17 protein-coding genes are annotated in these 14649 nt (G+C 45.9%); all 17 read right to left on the reverse strand.

Annotated features, from left to right (window positions below; all coding sequences use genetic code 11):
• Positions 1-401 (reverse strand): chemotaxis protein CheC (locus RYL27_RS04580; protein ID WP_314965557.1); only part of this gene is annotated, 401 nt, incomplete at its 3' end.
• An 81-nt stretch (positions 402-482) separates the two neighbouring features.
• Positions 483-1274: a flagellar hook-basal body protein gene (locus tag RYL27_RS04585; protein ID WP_007156853.1), complete on the reverse strand. Its 792-nt coding sequence runs from the start codon at positions 1272-1274 to the stop codon at positions 483-485.
• Positions 1275-1292: 18 nt separating this feature from the next.
• The gene (locus RYL27_RS04590) at positions 1293-2063 is read right to left on the reverse strand and encodes a flagellar hook-basal body protein (RefSeq protein ID WP_314965558.1); all 771 of its coding nucleotides are present in this window, start codon (positions 2061-2063) and stop codon (positions 1293-1295) included.
• A 102-nt stretch (positions 2064-2165) separates the two neighbouring features.
• Positions 2166-2945 (reverse strand): sigma-70 family RNA polymerase sigma factor, encoded by a 780-nt coding sequence (locus RYL27_RS04595; protein WP_007156860.1) that lies wholly within the window; start codon positions 2943-2945, stop codon positions 2166-2168.
• 104 nt (positions 2946-3049) lie between these two features.
• Entirely contained in the window at positions 3050-5203 is a 2154-nt protein-coding gene (gene flhA, locus RYL27_RS04600; RefSeq protein ID WP_314669325.1) for a flagellar biosynthesis protein FlhA, read from the reverse strand.
• Positions 5196-6281: a flagellar biosynthesis protein FlhB gene (flhB, locus tag RYL27_RS04605; protein WP_183682902.1), complete on the reverse strand. Its 1086-nt coding sequence runs from the start codon at positions 6279-6281 to the stop codon at positions 5196-5198. The genes flhA and flhB overlap by 8 nt, the downstream gene beginning before the upstream one ends.
• 271 nt (positions 6282-6552) lie before the next feature.
• A complete protein-coding gene (locus tag RYL27_RS04610; protein WP_314965560.1) occupies positions 6553-7305 on the reverse strand; it encodes a flagellar biosynthetic protein FliR in 753 nt (250 codons plus the stop codon).
• A gap of 1 nt (position 7306) precedes the next feature.
• Positions 7307-7573, reverse strand: a complete 267-nt coding sequence (locus tag RYL27_RS04615; protein ID WP_183682896.1) for a flagellar biosynthetic protein FliQ — start codon at positions 7571-7573, stop codon at positions 7307-7309.
• 15 nt (positions 7574-7588) lie between these two features.
• Positions 7589-8245 (reverse strand): flagellar type III secretion system pore protein FliP, encoded by a 657-nt coding sequence (gene fliP / locus RYL27_RS04620; protein WP_007156865.1) that lies wholly within the window; start codon positions 8243-8245, stop codon positions 7589-7591.
• Between the two features lie 2 nt (positions 8246-8247).
• Positions 8248-8682 carry a flagellar biosynthetic protein FliO gene (locus tag RYL27_RS04625; RefSeq protein WP_314346282.1) on the reverse strand — a complete coding sequence of 145 codons (435 nt, stop codon included), beginning with the start codon at positions 8680-8682 and terminating at the stop codon, positions 8248-8250.
• Positions 8682-10100 (reverse strand): flagellar motor switch protein FliN, encoded by a 1419-nt coding sequence (gene fliN, locus RYL27_RS04630; RefSeq protein ID WP_314965563.1) that lies wholly within the window; start codon positions 10098-10100, stop codon positions 8682-8684. Before fliN ends, RYL27_RS04625 begins: the two co-directional genes overlap by 1 nt.
• Before the next feature lie 47 nt (positions 10101-10147).
• Complete coding sequence (gene flgC, locus RYL27_RS04635) at positions 10148-10597, reverse strand: flagellar basal body rod protein FlgC (protein ID WP_183682884.1); 450 nt, start codon at positions 10595-10597, stop codon at positions 10148-10150.
• 25 nt (positions 10598-10622) lie between these two features.
• Entirely contained in the window at positions 10623-10991 is a 369-nt protein-coding gene (locus tag RYL27_RS04640) for a response regulator (RefSeq protein ID WP_183682881.1), read from the reverse strand.
• Positions 10992-11061: 70 nt separating this feature from the next.
• On the reverse strand, positions 11062-12252 hold the full coding sequence (locus tag RYL27_RS04645) for a flagellar motor switch protein FliM (RefSeq protein WP_314965566.1): 1191 nt from the start codon (positions 12250-12252) through the stop codon (positions 11062-11064).
• An 88-nt stretch (positions 12253-12340) separates the two neighbouring features.
• Positions 12341-13486, reverse strand: coding sequence for an OmpA/MotB family protein (locus tag RYL27_RS04650; protein ID WP_314965568.1), 1146 nt, complete (start codon positions 13484-13486; stop codon positions 12341-12343).
• Positions 13486-14310, reverse strand: a complete 825-nt coding sequence (locus RYL27_RS04655) for a motility protein A (RefSeq protein ID WP_304069794.1) — start codon at positions 14308-14310, stop codon at positions 13486-13488. Before RYL27_RS04655 ends, RYL27_RS04650 begins: the two co-directional genes overlap by 1 nt.
• 38 nt (positions 14311-14348) lie before the next feature.
• Complete coding sequence (locus RYL27_RS04660; protein ID WP_314965570.1) at positions 14349-14594, reverse strand: flagellar FlbD family protein; 246 nt, start codon at positions 14592-14594, stop codon at positions 14349-14351.
• Between the last annotated feature and the right edge of the window lie 55 nt (positions 14595-14649).

Raw genomic sequence — 14649 nt, forward strand, 5'->3', positions numbered from 1 at the left:
AAATCCGAGAAGGCGTTGATGTAGGAGCAAATGACGATATTTCCCACCTCCGCCAGTGCGGAAAAGGCCATGGAATCCATCTCGGCAAATTTGTCGTAGTTCTTATCCAACAGTTTTTCCAAAACCGTATTGGCAAAGTTTCGGTCATAGAGGAAAAGCATCAAGCCATTTAAATCTCCGGACATCTGTACCAGAGTGGCTCCTACGATTTCTTCCTCATCACCGATTCGTTTTACCGCCCCGTTATAGCCCAAAATCTGCACCTGGGGAATGGTAATCCGCACTTCTTTTTGGAGTAATTGGGAAAGGGCCGTTGCTGCATGCCCCGTTCCTATACTTCCAATCTCCTTCATCACATCCAGTTCCTGAAGGTTCATGTCTTCATAACGATTAATCTTCATTCTTTACTCCACTCCTTTGGATTCTCTTTCCTTCCATTCCTTGGTTCCTCTGCTTTGAAAGAATGAGTAAGTCTTTAGCTATTATCCTCTAAGCTGGTTGATGGTACCTTCCACTTCATCGGAGGTCTGAACCATCTTCAAGGCATAAGTAAAGGCTCTCTGGCTTTCAATCAGTCTGGTCATCTCCTTTGCCATATCGGTTCCGGAGCTTTCCAGTGTTCCGGACTCCAAAATAGGATTCTGTATTACAGAATCTTTGTTGTTTTGGTCTCCCGGACGAATCGCCAACTCATTATCGCCCTTATTTACTAATCGGCTCGGATAGTTGATTGTATAAACACCAATTTTCTGCTTTACTTCCTCGGTGGCATTGTTGGCATTCGCCGTATTTCCACCGGTCTGTCCTGCCGCCTCAATCGCTTTTAAAGCAGTGTCATCCGCCAGCATCTTCTTTCCGTTTTCATCCAAAACATGCTTTCCGGACTCTGTAAAAAGATAGAACTTTCCATCCGGCATTTCTCCTGCGTGGAAGTGTCCGTTTCTGGTATAAGTAATCTCCCCGGAGGACGGATCCTGTAATTTAAAGAAAGCATTGGCATTTCCGATAGCATAGTCATTAGGTTGTCCTGTAGTATGAAAAGCGGCAGGACTATACTCCGTATTGGTACGAACCACCGCAGTTCCCGCCTCTGCCTGCAAATCAGTCTTTGCTTCCGGAGAATCGTTTAAGTTATAGTTAATCAGGTCGGAAAAAATAGCATTTTTCGGCTTAAAAGCGGTATTGTTGATATTGGCAAGGTTGTTGGAAATAACTCCCATCTTCTTTTGGCTGGCATCTGCTCCCAGAGCCCCCACATAAAAGGACATATTCATCTTAGTTTCTCCTTATATTTAAATTCGTCCCACATCGGAGCTGGCTTTCGCCATTACCGTGTCATACATTCTCAGCATCTGTGCCGCACTTTGCAGTGCTCTTTGGGAACTCATCATGGTAGTCATTTCATCCACCATGTTTACATTGGATTTTTCCAGCATTTTCCAGTTGATACTGCTGTCAGCCGGCTTTTTAAGCTCCGTCTGGTTCGTGGAAAAGAGGTTATTATCCTCCTTATGTAAAGCGTTATAATCCGCAAAATCCACTACCTTCAGGGTGCCGTAAACGGTTCTGGTGTTTCCCGTACTGTTGGGATCAAAGATGGAACCGTCCGGATCGATGGCAAAGTTATCATTGGGAAGCACGATGTCGTGACCTTCCTCACTCTGTACCTTTCCGATTCCCGCCAGCTCTAACACGCCGTTTTCATCCACGGAGAAGGCTCCTCCTCTGGTATAACGGGTTCCCTGGGGGGTGCTGACCGCAAAAAATCCCTTTCCGGAAATGGCGGTATCGTATATTCCGTCCGTAAGCTCATAGGAACCCTGCTCATAATCCGTATAGGTCTTCGAAGCGGACTTGATTCTGGAAGCCACCGCCAAATCCTCAGGTCCCTTCTTATTATATTTTCCGGTCCGAATCATCATTTCTTCTTTAAAGGTGCTGCTCACCATGGTGTCTTTCTTATATCCGGCGGTCTGGATATTCACCATGTTGTTACTGATATTGTTTAGATTTCTCCTTTGGGTAATCATCCCGGAGGCTAAGTCATAGAATCCTTGATACATTCCTTTTCCTTTCTGTAGACAAGATTCTTTAATCTTCTCTCTTATATCGACAGGCTTTGGGAAAATATTAAGGGGGAAATCAAAAAAGGACTAAGCAAACGCTTAGTCCTCTCCATGTTCTCCCATATACTTCCGCAGCTTACGGATAGCAATGCTATGCAGCTGGGATACGCGGGGCTGAGATACTTCCATTACCTCCGCAATCTGGTTCATATTCAATTCTTCCACATAATATAAGGAAATAACCAGCTTTTCCTTTTCCTGTAAGGATTCAATGGCCTCTGTCAGCGCACGGACATTTTCCTTCTGCATAAAGCTGAATTCCGGTTGGGTGCTGTGATCCTCGGAAGGAATCTGCAGGAGGGTTTCATTTCCCTCATCGTAGGTCATATCCAGAGAAAGCACATTGACCATGTTGCTCATTCTCTGAATCTTCTGCAGCTTCTTCACGTTCATATTCAAATAGTCTGCCAGCTCCTCATCGGTGGGGGCTCTTCCCAGACGATTGTTCAGCTCTACCGTGGCGGTTTCAATGGAACGGCTATCCTTATGGAAATTTCGGGGAAGCCAGTCATTTTTCCGCATCATGTCAATAACCATTCCCCGGATACGTCGGGAAATAAAGGTCTCGAACTTATTGTCCTTACTCTCATCATAGCGTTCGATAGCCCGCATGATTTCGATTACGCCTTCGTTTACGATATCATCGGTCTGCATGAAATCATGGTACATTTCCCGCATTTGATAAGCAATAGAGCGCACGATGTAAACGTAGCGCATGGTAAGCTCCTGCTTGACCTCTTGGGAGCCGGTCTCCTTATAGAGGGCAAAAAGCTCCTCATTTGATTTTTCTTCCAGTTGGGAATAATTCAACACGTTCAATCTCAACCCCTCTTTCCCTTCGTACTCTACTCTTTTTCTTACTCCTGCATGTAGGTCTTTTTCCGTAGAGTCTCAAGTAAGATTTTAAAAATTTTTTTATTAAATTAAGCGGTTCCCTTTTCCTCCAGGTCATCCTCCAAACGAAGGCTTCCGATGGCCTGAATCTGCACGTTGCTGGCTACCTCATTAAAGGAAAGCACCCGCACATTGGGATAGAACTGCTCTATCAGATGATAGAAATGAATACGCATCACCTGGGAGGTGAGGATCAAAGGAGGACTAGATAAATTATTAAACTTCCTGCTTTCCTCCGCCACCTGACGAATCAGACTCTGTAAGAGTTCCGGGCTTAAGGCCAGATAAAGGCCGTTTTCTCCTCTGGCCAGAGAATTCACCATGGTTCTCTCCAGGCCTGCATCCAGGGTAATCACCTTCATGTTACCGTCTTCACAATACATTCTGGTAATGGTTCTCTTTAAAGAAGCACGAACCTTTTCCACAATCTGATCCGTATCCTTCACCGGCAATCCGGTTTCGCTGATACATTCAAACATGGTCTCTACGATGGTTTCCAAGTCCTTGATGGAAACCCCTTCTCGCAAAAGGGTAGTCAGTACCTTTTGTAAAAGGTTGTAGCTGATGACTCCCGGAAAGGCTTCTTCACAAAGCTCCGGTGCGGTTTTCTTTAAGTTTTCCACCAGACGAACCACTTCCTGTCTGGTCATCAATTCATAGGCATGCCGTTTAATGGTCTCCGACAAGTGGGAAAGCATTACGGACAGAGGATCAATAACGGTGTAGCCGTAAAGCTCCGCCCTCTCCCGGTTTTCCGGTCGAATCCACTTGGAGGGGATACCGTAGGCCGGCTCAATGGTTTCAATACCGTCGATGGCATCCTCCACGTCGTCCGGCTCCAGAGCCAGCACATAATCTGTCAGGATTTCACCCTTGGCGATTTCCTCACCCTTAATCTTAATGCTGTATTCATTGGTTCCCAGGCTGGAGGAATCTCTTAGACGGATGGAGGGCACTACAAAGCCGATATCCTGGGCATACTGTCTTCGGAAAATGACGATTCTCTGAATCAATCTTCCTCCTACGGACTCGTCCGCCAAGGGAATCAAGCTGTAGCCGAAGTCCATTTCAATGGGCTCCACCTGCAGAAGGTTGTAAACATTGTTAACATCCTTAAAGTAATCCTCCTCGGATTCTGCAGGAGCCGAAGCTGCTTCTCCCTGGGCTTCCTGGGGCTGGGGAGGCGCTTCCATACTGGGTAACAAACCTTCTCCTTCCGTCCTTGCCCGCTCCGGCTCTTCCTTGATTCTCTTTTCCAGGAAGTAGCCTGCCGCAATAAAGCCTCCGGCAACGGGAAGAATCTGTAAAATCGGCATTCCCGGAATCAGCATCAGTACGCCCATGGCAATTCCCGTAATCATCATGGAACGGGGCTGCTGGGTGAACTGCTTGGAAACGTCCTCGTTTAAGGAGCCTTCGGATACTGCACGGGTTACAATCATACCGGTGGAAACGGAAATCAGCAAAGACGGAATCTGTCCTACCAGACCGTCTCCCACGGTAGCAATAGAATAGGTAGAAAGCACGGTAGCCACCGGTTGTCCGGACTGGACGATACCGATAATACTTCCTCCCACCAGATTGATGGCGGTGGTGATAAGAGACATGACACCGTCTCCCTTTACGATTTTGGTAGCACCGTCCATGGAACCGTAGAAGTCGGATTCTCTCTGAATCTTCTCTCTTCGCTCTCTGGCCTGCTGCTCCGTAATCATACCGGAGGAAAGATCCGCGTCAATGGCCATCTGCTTACCGGGCATCGCATCCAACTTGAATCGGGCTGCTACTTCGGATACACGCTCCGCACCCTTGGTAATAACGATAAACTGCATCAATACGATAATCAGGTAAATAATTAAACCTACTACCACGTTTCCTCGTACCACGAAGTCTCCGAAGGCCTTAATAATCGCTCCGGAAGAACCGCCGTTGGTTAAGATATTTCTGGTTGTGGAAACGTTGATTCCCAAACGGAAAAGGGTGGTAATTAAAAGTAAGGACGGGAAAATAGACAATTCCAGCGGTTCCCGAATCGTCATGGTAATCACTAGAATCATCATGGAAATGGCCATATTCACCACAATCGCCACGTCAACCATCATGGCGGGGAGGGGAATAATGAGGAGCAATATGAGAACCAGTACAAAAAGTACTACTCCATTTTGCAAAATGTTCTTAACCATCCCTGTTATCTTCCTTCGCTCTTTCTAAAATATCCTGTCTGTTTTCTTTCTGATAGATATACACTAAGATTTCCGCTACAGCCCCGTAAAAATCCCCGGGGATTTCTTTGCCCACATGACATAGAGGGTACATTGCCCGGGCAAGAGGCTTGTTTTCAATGGCAGTTACGCCATTGGCCTCTCCTACGGCCACAATTCGAAGGGCCAATTCATCCTGTCCCTTCGCCAAAACCACCGGAGCGGTGTTTTTGTCCGGATCATACTTTATGGCAATGGCCAAGTGCTCCGGGTTTCGAATAATAACATCCGCGTCCGGAACCTGCTGCATCATTCGCTGGTTGGCTCTGGCACGCATTTGCTGCTTCATTCTTCCCTTGATTTCCGGATTACCTTCCAGCATCTTGTACTCATCTTTTACTTCCTGCTTGGTCATCTTTAAGTTATTTTCATATTCCCACTTCTGATACATAAAGTCAAAAAGGGCAATAATCAAAAAGACTCCGCAAACCCTGGTAATCAGGTCGAACATCATGGACACCAAAGCCAGACTGGAATTTTGAATGTCCATGTGCACCATCTTGGCAATGGGAATGATATCCGCCTTAATGATGGAATAAAGAAAATTAATGAGAATAATAATCTTCAAAATATTCTTCAATAATTCCACTACATTTTTCTTGGAAAAAATCCTACCTAAGCCCTGCATGGGGTTTAGCTTGGAAAACTTAGGCGTTAATAATTTAAAACTGATGTTAAATCTGGTCTGTACCAGGCTGGCTATCACACCCAAAAACATCGTCACCAGCAATAAAGGCATGGCAGACTTCACAAAAAGCCAGGTGAAGCGCAGGTACAGCTTATTGGAAATGGGGCTGGGCTCATCTAAAAGCTCCAAAATATAGGAAAGAAAATTCCTCAAATCCTTATAGATGAAGGGCATCATAAAGCGGACAGCATAAAACACGCCGAATAAAACCGCTACAGTGACAATGTCTTTACTTTGAAAAACATTACCTTCCTTTCTGGCGTCACTTCGCTTTTTTTCGGAAGGCGCTTCGGTCTTGTCGCCGTCTGCCACTGTTAACCCTCTCTTTCCCCGGTATTCCTATTCTTTTACATCTTGATGAGTTTAGCTAATGCATTTCAATTCGTCTATAGGCAATTTCACTAGTTTTTAAGTTTTTTTTAATTCAGCTTATGCTTTTCCCCTGAAAAATCAAAAGAAAAATTAAAAATATTCATTATTTCAATTCTTCTGATTTTAGGCTATTTTTTCCTCTGCTTAAACTTGGCGATTTCTCTTGCTATTTTACGGATTCTTAAATTTTTGAGCCCTTTTCCACTTTTTTCTAAAGCAGTCCCATGACCTTATGCAGACTCTCAAAGGCAAATGCTATAAAGTCCTTCATCTTATCCGTAATGGGAATCAAAAGGAAGTAAAGCATGGAAAAGCCCAGAATGATTTTCAGCTGGAAGTTCACCGCGAAAATGTTAATCTGGGGAATAATACGCATAAGGATTCCCAAAGCAATCTCTGACATCAGCTCCAAGCCCATAATCGGGAAGGCCAGCTCCAAGCCCATCTTCATGGAAGCCACAAAGAGGGAAAGCATCAGCTTCGGCATCAATAAAAGCTTTATGGAAATTCCTCCAAAAGGATGGGTGTCAATGGTTTGAAATAAAAGTTCTAAAAAACGTAGATGCCCGTCCATAGAAAAAAACAGAAGCATCATAAAGCCATAGAACAAGCCCGTACTCACCGTAGCCTGGGATCCGCTTTGAGGGTCGAAAACCTGAGCCATGTTTAAGCCCATGGAAAAGTCCATAATGGAAGTGGCAAAGCGCAGGCAGGTAAAGGCCAGCTCCATGGCAAAGCCCAGACAAAAGCCTACGAAAAGCTCCTTCAAAAGCATAAAGCCATACTCCAGAATACTCCCCGGCATATGCTGAAGCTCTCCGCCGATATGCACATAGCAAATGGCGGAAAGCATGAAAATCAAAGCCGCCCTGGCACGACGGGGATAATCCGTTCTTCCAAAGACAGGATTAAAGGCAATGGCTCCTGTCATTCGCATGACAATAAAGGAAAATAAGACCAGCATATTATCCTCCTGCCACCATTTTCATAATCATGGTAAAGAAATCCTGCATGGTCTTTAAGAGGGTTCCTCCCAAAACCGTCATCATGATAATAATGGCAATAAGCTTCGGGACAAAGGTCAGGGTCTGCTCATTGATGGAGGTTGCCGCCTGAAAGATGGCAATCACGATACCCAAAATCATGCTCACCAAAAGGAAGGGCATGGCAATCCTTAGGGACAGCATAAAGGTTTGGTTCATAATATCTAAAATTTCCGCACTATCCAGCATTTTCTTCCCCTTTCCCTATCGGAAACTGTTGACCACACTGGAAAAAAGCAGGTTCCATCCATCTACGGTGATAAAAAGCAAAAGCTTAAAGGGCATAGACACCATGGCCGGAGGTAACATTACCATACCCATAGCCATCAGGGTTGTGGATACTACCACGTCAATTAAGAGGAAGGGCAGATAAATCAAAAAGCCGGCAGTAAAGCCTCTTTTCAGCTCCGAAGTCATAAATGCGGGAGTCACCACGGTTAATGGATAGTCCTTCGGATCCTTTTGCAGCTCCACCTTACTCATGGATACAAAACGATCCAATGTGGCCTTTTCCGTATTCCGGAGCATAAACTCCTTCATATCCTTCCCCATAATATTTAAAGCTTCTTCTTGAGTGACCGTCCCCTTCTTATAAGGTTCATAAGCCTCCGTATTAATTTTGTTCAAGGTGGGGCTCATGATGTAGAGGGTCAAAAAGAAAGCAATCCCCGCCAAAACCATGTTGGGAGGCGTTTGCTGAACACCCATAGCATTTCTGGTAAAGGATAAAATGATGATGATTCTGGTAAAGGAAGTCATCATAATCACAATAGAAGGCAGTAAAGCCACAAGGGTTAATAAGTAGATCAGTTCCAGGGTAGGAACGGAACCTCCATTTAATCCTGACAATAATTCATTCATCCTTATACCTCACTATCCAAATCGGAAGCGGAAACGTTCTCCTCTTCCCCATTCCATGCGCCGGCATTCTTTACTTCATTCTTTCTTTGCAGCTTCTTCTGTAAAAGCTTTGCCCCTTCCTTTTGAAATACGGAAAGAAAGCTTTCTCCGTTCCCTAAGGGATTCTCTCCCTCATAGTCCTCCTGTAATTCGGTAATGAGTCTCATTCCTTCAGGTCCTGACGCCACAAGGAGACAGCGGTTCTCCTTCTCTAAACGAAGGATAAACAGCTGTCTGTCCTGAGATACCTGTATATGGTCAACCACTTGCATGTATCGACTTTTTTGGAACATTCTTCCGTACTTTCCGATAAAACGATGTAGAGCCCAAGCTCCTAAAAGGAAGAGACAGAAGAGTAAAAAACCGGACACAAGGGAGATGATATCCTGTTGAAACATTATAGGCTCTCCTGATTAATGTCTTTCTTCAAAATCTCGGTGATACGAATACCGAAGTTTTCTTCTACAACTACGATGTCTCCTCTGGCAATACACTCTCCGTTTACGTAGAGGTCTGCCTGCTCTCCTGCCATCTTGTCCAGAACCACCAGAGAACCCTGGGTAAAGTCCAAGATATCCTTTACCAGCTTTCTGGTCCTTCCGATTTCTACGGAAATCTCTAAAGGTACCTTCATCAGCATTTCTCTGTTGTCAGGATTTTCTCCTGCTTCTCCACCCTCATTCTCGAATTCTCTGGAATTTAAAGGTTTAATCAGAGATGGCTCGGAAGATTTCGCTTCCTTATTCTTTCCTCCCTGAATATCCCGAATCAGCTCCAGCATCTGGGTCTGAGACTGTTGCATCTGGTTTAAAAGCTGCAAGGTGAGAGGATCCTGATAAGCCACACCCTGAGGCATAGCCATCATCTGGGGAGCCATCTGAGCCGGTGCAGGCTGTGGAGCCGCTGCAGGCTGTGGTGCAGGTGCAGCCGGTTCTGCAACCTGTGCAGGTGCTGCCGCTACCGGTTCCGGAGCAGCTGCAGGCTCTGCTGCAGGAGCAGGTGCCGCTTCAGAGGAACCCTCTCCGTTTTGCTCTGCCAATAAGCTGGCCAGTAAAGCATCCGCCGTTGCCTGGTCGATAGGACCGGACTTTGCAGGCATTGGAGCTTCCTCTGCCGCAGGCGCTTCTGCAGCCGGTGCTTCCGCTGCAGGCTCTTCTACTTGAGGCGATACAGCTTCCTCACTACTGGCAACCACCTCATCATCTTCCTCATCTCCCATACCAAACTGGGCGGTAAAAGGCTTCAAAAGCTTCTTTACCAAATCCACAGACATGATATTCAAGAATTCACTCTTTAAGTTATCTTCGATTTCCAGGGTGAATCGGATAACAACATTCTCCTCAGCCCCTTCGAAATACTTGTCTTTAAATGCAGCGCCGTCGGTGATTTCGTAAGAAATGGGGGTAGAAATATCTACGGTTGTTCCCAGGAACTCAGAAAGAGCGGTAGCCGAAGCTCCCATCATCTGGTTCATTGCCTCACGAATCGCACTGGCGTTGATTTCGTCCATGACGAATTCATCTTCCGGAATCTCCGAACCCATCATCATGGAAACGATGATACGAACGTCGTTCCGGGAAAACATCATGATGTTTCTGCCATCAATTCCTTGAACGTATGCAATTTCAACTCCTATTGCCGGCTCTAATTCCCGAAACTCAAAGTTTTCTTTGTTTTTCACCTGCACAACAGGAGTAGTAATATTAACTTTAGTGCCAAGAAGAGTGGATATTGCCGTTGCTGACGCCCCAAGGCTGATATTCATAATCTCGCCTATGGCATCGATTTCCATTTCATTGAAGCTATTCGCACCCATCTAACTTACTCCTTTAATTCTCAGTTTCCTGTTCCTATCGCCCCTTCTTACTTACCGATGTCCAACGCTCTTTGTGCCATGGTTTTCATGGCGTTTAAAGCGGTAACATTGGCTTCATAAGAACGAGTGGCAGACATGGAGTCCACCGTCTCCTTCAAAATATCCACATTGGGGTAGTTTACATAGCCCTGCGCATCCGCATCAGGATGATTGGGATTATACACCCTCTTCATCTCCCGATCATCGGTAATGACACCCTGAACACGAACTCCCGCATGCTGTCCCCGGAAGCCCTTGCCATTTTGCGCATTTCGAAGGGCCTGCTGGAAGGAGCGTTCTCCAAAGCTTTCCAGTACTACATCTTTTCTCTTGTATGCACCGCCTGCTTCGGTTCTGGTGGTATCCACATTGGCAATATTCTCTGCCGCAATGTCCATTCTGACTCTCTGAGCGCTCATCCCTGATGCACTAATATCGAATGAATTTAAAAATGACATTTTCTTCCTCTGCTCCTACTCTTTTTTAGCCGCCCAAGATGTTCTTAACGGTGGAGGTAATTCTCTCTGCATTAAAGGGCTTTACAACGAAGTCCTTTGCTCCGGACTTAATTGCATCCACTACCATGCTCTCCTGTCCCATCGCGGTGCACATTACAACCTTCGCATCAGGATGCGCTTCTCTGATCTTCTTCAGAGCCTGCAATCCATCCATGTTGGGCATGGTAATGTCCATGATCACAAGATCAGGATTCTCTTCTTCAAACTTCTTTACTGCTTCCATGCCATCCTGTGCTTCCACGAAGGTGCAATCAGCAAAGCCGCCCTTTGTAAGGGAGTTCTTCACCATCATTCGCATGAACGCTGCATCATCTACTAACAAAATCTTTGCCATCTTCGTTTCTCCTATCCTTATTCTAAGCTTTTTTTATATCTCTATGACAGTTTCCTGCCTTAAGACCAGTTTATTCCTCATCATCATCCAGAGAAGGCTCCGGATCCAGTAAATCCTGAATGTCTTGTGCCATCACATTCATCGGTGAAATTTCTTCTTCCGGAATTTCTTCCGTTTCCCCTTCCTTCGCTACCCCGTCGGAAAGCGCTTCCATCGCCTTATCTTCCTTTTGGATGATTCGGTCTTCAATCCGAATGGCAATGTTTTTCTTATATACTCCCATCTTTCCGGTAAACCAGGGCTGTCTTCCTACATAGAGCTTTACAGCGGAATTCTTCGCCTTGTTTAGATCGATGACATCCCCCACCTTCAGGTGATAGAGATCTTCGATGTCCAGCTTGACAACCCCAAGCTGTCCTGTCATCGGGAAGGTAGAAGCCTTCAAATGTTCCATAATGGTATCTTGGTTATTCTCGTAAGCAAAACCTCTGGCCAGATGTTTCCGGTTATCAATAATCTTAAACATGTGTTCCAGAAGGGTTCCGGGAAGACAGATTCGGATTCTTTCCATGGCTAAACCGGAAATATCCACATTCATCACTGCCAGCACTACGGTTTCATCCAATCCGACTTCCTGTACCATGGAGGGGTTGGTCTCTATCTTTGCAATCTTAAACTCAGCGGTAATGTAATTGCTGAAACCGTCTCCCAAGGCATGGACGATGTATTCCATGATTCTCTTGTACAGAGCCATCTCCACATCGGTATAACGATAATCGTCTTCCGTCTTAATGACAGTATCGCTTCCTCCCAGCATGTGGCTTACCAGAGTCAGGGTAAGTCCCGGTGAGATATAACTCATCATGGGCACATTGCTCTTTCCCTTATCCTGCACATAGGTGTCTACTATCGTCATACAGTCATTTTCATGGAAGGCATTGACATATTCGTAGTATCTTGTCTCTCTTAACTCTAAAACCGTAATGTCCGTCATGGTACGGAAAATACCATTCACCTGAGATGTTAAAATTCTTGCATAATTATCGAAGATGCTCCTCAATAATCGAATTTTATCTTTGGTGAACTTTCTCGGACTGTAGAAGTCGTATTTGCTATACGTTTCTTCTTCCTTCTGCACTTCTTCTTTCTTTGTTTCCAAAACCTCTGCAGGTTTTTCTTCCACCTTTTCTTCTTTGGGTGGTCCGTCCTGCATGGATTTTAGAAGCGCATCAATTTGGCTTTGGGATAAGACGTCTGCCATTCAATAACCTCTTCTTCTTCCTACTGTAAGAAAATCGCGCTTTTCTTACATAACCCCTTTCTCATACTCCCTTAGCCCTGCTAAAGGATTAAGACTTAGCTTTTCCTCCAAGTCCTTTCAAGAAGTCTCCCAGTATTTTTTTGATGTTTCCTGCAATACTGTTCTCTTCCTTTTCCCCGGGAATTTCTCGGGAAACACCGGCAACCTGCGGTGTCTTTTCTTTGGCCATGGCCTGTTGGCCGCCTGCCTCGGATCCTGTGCTTGCCGCACCCTCTGCAGCGCCTGCGCTGTCCGCCCCGGCTGCGGGACTTCCTTCTCCGGCGGGAGCAGCTCCCTCTGCCGGATTTGCAGCTTCTGCCGCCGCTGCTCCTTCTGCAGGAGCTGCTGCACCGGCTTCCTCGGCATGAATATTCTCCGGCACACCATCCGTAACGATGGTTTTGTCCGCATTGGCTCCGCTGTAGTACTCCTCGAAGTACTCATTAATATTACGGATTTCTGCGCCTTCGTCAATAAGCAAAATTTCCACTCTTCGATTCTTGGCTCTTCCCTCCGATGTAGCGTTATCCGCTATAGGGTGGAACTGTCCGTAACCGATGCTGACCAGCTTATCCGGGGAGATGATTCCTCTTCCCTGAATGAAGAGACAAACCTCCGCTGCACGCATAACCGACAAGATTCTATCGTTTCTCGGGTTATTGGCTCTTTCCGGATCTGCCTGGGCGGTATGACCCATAACATTAACCTGAGACAGCTTGTTTGCATCTGGTGCTATAGTATCACAAAATATGGATAAAGTCTCCTGTCCTTGTGGAGTAATTACCGAGCTGTCTCCGGCAAAAAATGCCTTATCTTTAAATACCACAAAGGTGTAATCTTGTCCACGGGAAACTTCAACGCCGTCAATACCTGCCCCATTCAAAGCCTGGGCAATCTGCAGATACAATTCATTAATATTGTTTGGATCTACCGTATTTTCCGGGGCTCCGCTGTCTCCTATTTCTCCGGCAGGCTCATCCTTATTGGTGGCCTGACCGTTAATAATAATCTGCTCCGCCGACTTATCTCCCGGGCGTCCGTTGGGGAAAATGGAACGTACAAACACATCCCACTTTGCCGAGTCAATACTGGACATGGAGTAAAGAAGCACGAAGAAGGTCATTAAGAGGGTAACCAGGTCCCCGTAGGTGTCCATCCAGGATCCACCTTCGTCTCCTCCACCTCGTTTCTTCATTACTTGTCTCCTCCTCCGGCATCTCCGCCTGCCGCTCCGGCCTTAGCCAAAAGCTTCTTCTGCTGCTTCTGGGCAAGGGAAGCCAAAAGTCTTTCCCGGATAACCTTGGGGTTATCTCCGGACTGAATGGCGATAACACCTTCGATAATAATGGAGCAGTATAGAACCTCTTCATTGTCCTTGATGGTTAGCTTCTGGGCAATGGGGTGGAAAAGCACGTTACTCATGGCAGAACCGTAGAAGGTGGTGATTAAGGCAACACCCATGTCCTGTCCCAGGGTACTGGCTCCGCCACCGGAACCGGAAAGGTCCATACCCTTTAACATGTTTACCAGACCTACCAGGGTTCCGATCATACCGAAGGCCGGCGCCAGAGCGGATCCCTTTACATAAAGACCTTTCGCTTCTTCATGTCTGGTCATCATATCTTCTACCTGATGCTCCAGAGAGGCACGTACCTTATCCGGATCATTGGCATCTACAATCATGACTACGGCTTGTTTAAAGAAGGGCTCCTTGATTTCTTCCGCCTTTTCTTCCAAAGCCAGCAAACCGCTCTGTCTGGCAATCAAAGCCAAATCCACAAGTGCATCCACGGTTTGCGGTACATTATATTTTTTTCCTCCTCGAAAGCAGATTCCGATATGCTTCGGAATTTCCTTAATGATTCGGAATGGGTAGCAGGCGATTAACGCCGCTATTGTTCCTCCAACTACGATCAGGGCACTGGGTGCATCCCAGAAGTTCCCCAACTTCGGCATGGTAATACCACTAATGATTAAGGCAATAGCGATAATCCAGCCTAACAGCATTGAAATGTCCATACTTATTGACTAGCCTCCTTGCTTCCTATGCGCTCTTCCTAAGCTTCTCTTTCTTTCCCCTTAATTTCATGTACGTCTTCTCCCTCATGAAATTTATCCTCAAAAGTAAGACACTTTCTTAGTAAACCCTGAACCTGTACAATAATCGACTCCACGCTATCTCTTACCAGATAGAAATCTCCGTTTGCCAGCTTTACCTTGGTTTCCGGAATGCGGCGAATGTAAAGGATTTGAAAATAATTCAAAAACACTTCTTCCCCGTTTAATTTTGTTAGGCGTATCATGATTTCCTCCTTTCGTCTACTTACACAGCAGAAGCCTTCCTTTGTTGGAAACGGA

Origin of the sequence: Oribacterium sinus (assembly GCF_963537195.1) — a bacterium.
In the GTDB taxonomy this organism is placed as follows: Bacteria; Bacillota; Clostridia; order Lachnospirales; family Lachnospiraceae; genus Oribacterium; species Oribacterium sinus_A.

Coding starts and splice junctions, on each gene's coding strand:
- RYL27_RS04610 (WP_314965560.1), bottom strand. CDS start 7,305: ATGCTGGTCTTATTTTCCTTTATTGTCATGCGAATGACAGGAGCCATT.
- RYL27_RS04660 (WP_314965570.1), bottom strand. CDS start 14,594: ATGATACGCCTAACAAAATTAAACGGGGAAGAAGTGTTTTTGAATTAT.
- RYL27_RS04650 (WP_314965568.1), bottom strand. CDS start 13,486: ATGAAGAAACGAGGTGGAGGAGACGAAGGTGGATCCTGGATGGACACC.
- RYL27_RS04625 (WP_314346282.1), bottom strand. CDS start 8,682: ATGTTTCAACAGGATATCATCTCCCTTGTGTCCGGTTTTTTACTCTTC.
- RYL27_RS04615 (WP_183682896.1), bottom strand. CDS start 7,573: ATGCTGGATAGTGCGGAAATTTTAGATATTATGAACCAAACCTTTATG.
- fliN (WP_314965563.1), bottom strand. CDS start 10,100: ATGGGTGCGAATAGCTTCAATGAAATGGAAATCGATGCCATAGGCGAG.
- RYL27_RS04640 (WP_183682881.1), bottom strand. CDS start 10,991: ATGGCAAAGATTTTGTTAGTAGATGATGCAGCGTTCATGCGAATGATG.
- fliP (WP_007156865.1), bottom strand. CDS start 8,245: ATGAATGAATTATTGTCAGGATTAAATGGAGGTTCCGTTCCTACCCTG.
- RYL27_RS04590 (WP_314965558.1), bottom strand. CDS start 2,063: ATGTATCAAGGATTCTATGACTTAGCCTCCGGGATGATTACCCAAAGG.
- RYL27_RS04585 (WP_007156853.1), bottom strand. CDS start 1,274: ATGAATATGTCCTTTTATGTGGGGGCTCTGGGAGCAGATGCCAGCCAA.
- flgC (WP_183682884.1), bottom strand. CDS start 10,597: ATGTCATTTTTAAATTCATTCGATATTAGTGCATCAGGGATGAGCGCT.
- RYL27_RS04655 (WP_304069794.1), bottom strand. CDS start 14,310: ATGGACATTTCAATGCTGTTAGGCTGGATTATCGCTATTGCCTTAATC.
- RYL27_RS04645 (WP_314965566.1), bottom strand. CDS start 12,252: ATGGCAGACGTCTTATCCCAAAGCCAAATTGATGCGCTTCTAAAATCC.
- flhA (WP_314669325.1), bottom strand. CDS start 5,203: ATGGTTAAGAACATTTTGCAAAATGGAGTAGTACTTTTTGTACTGGTT.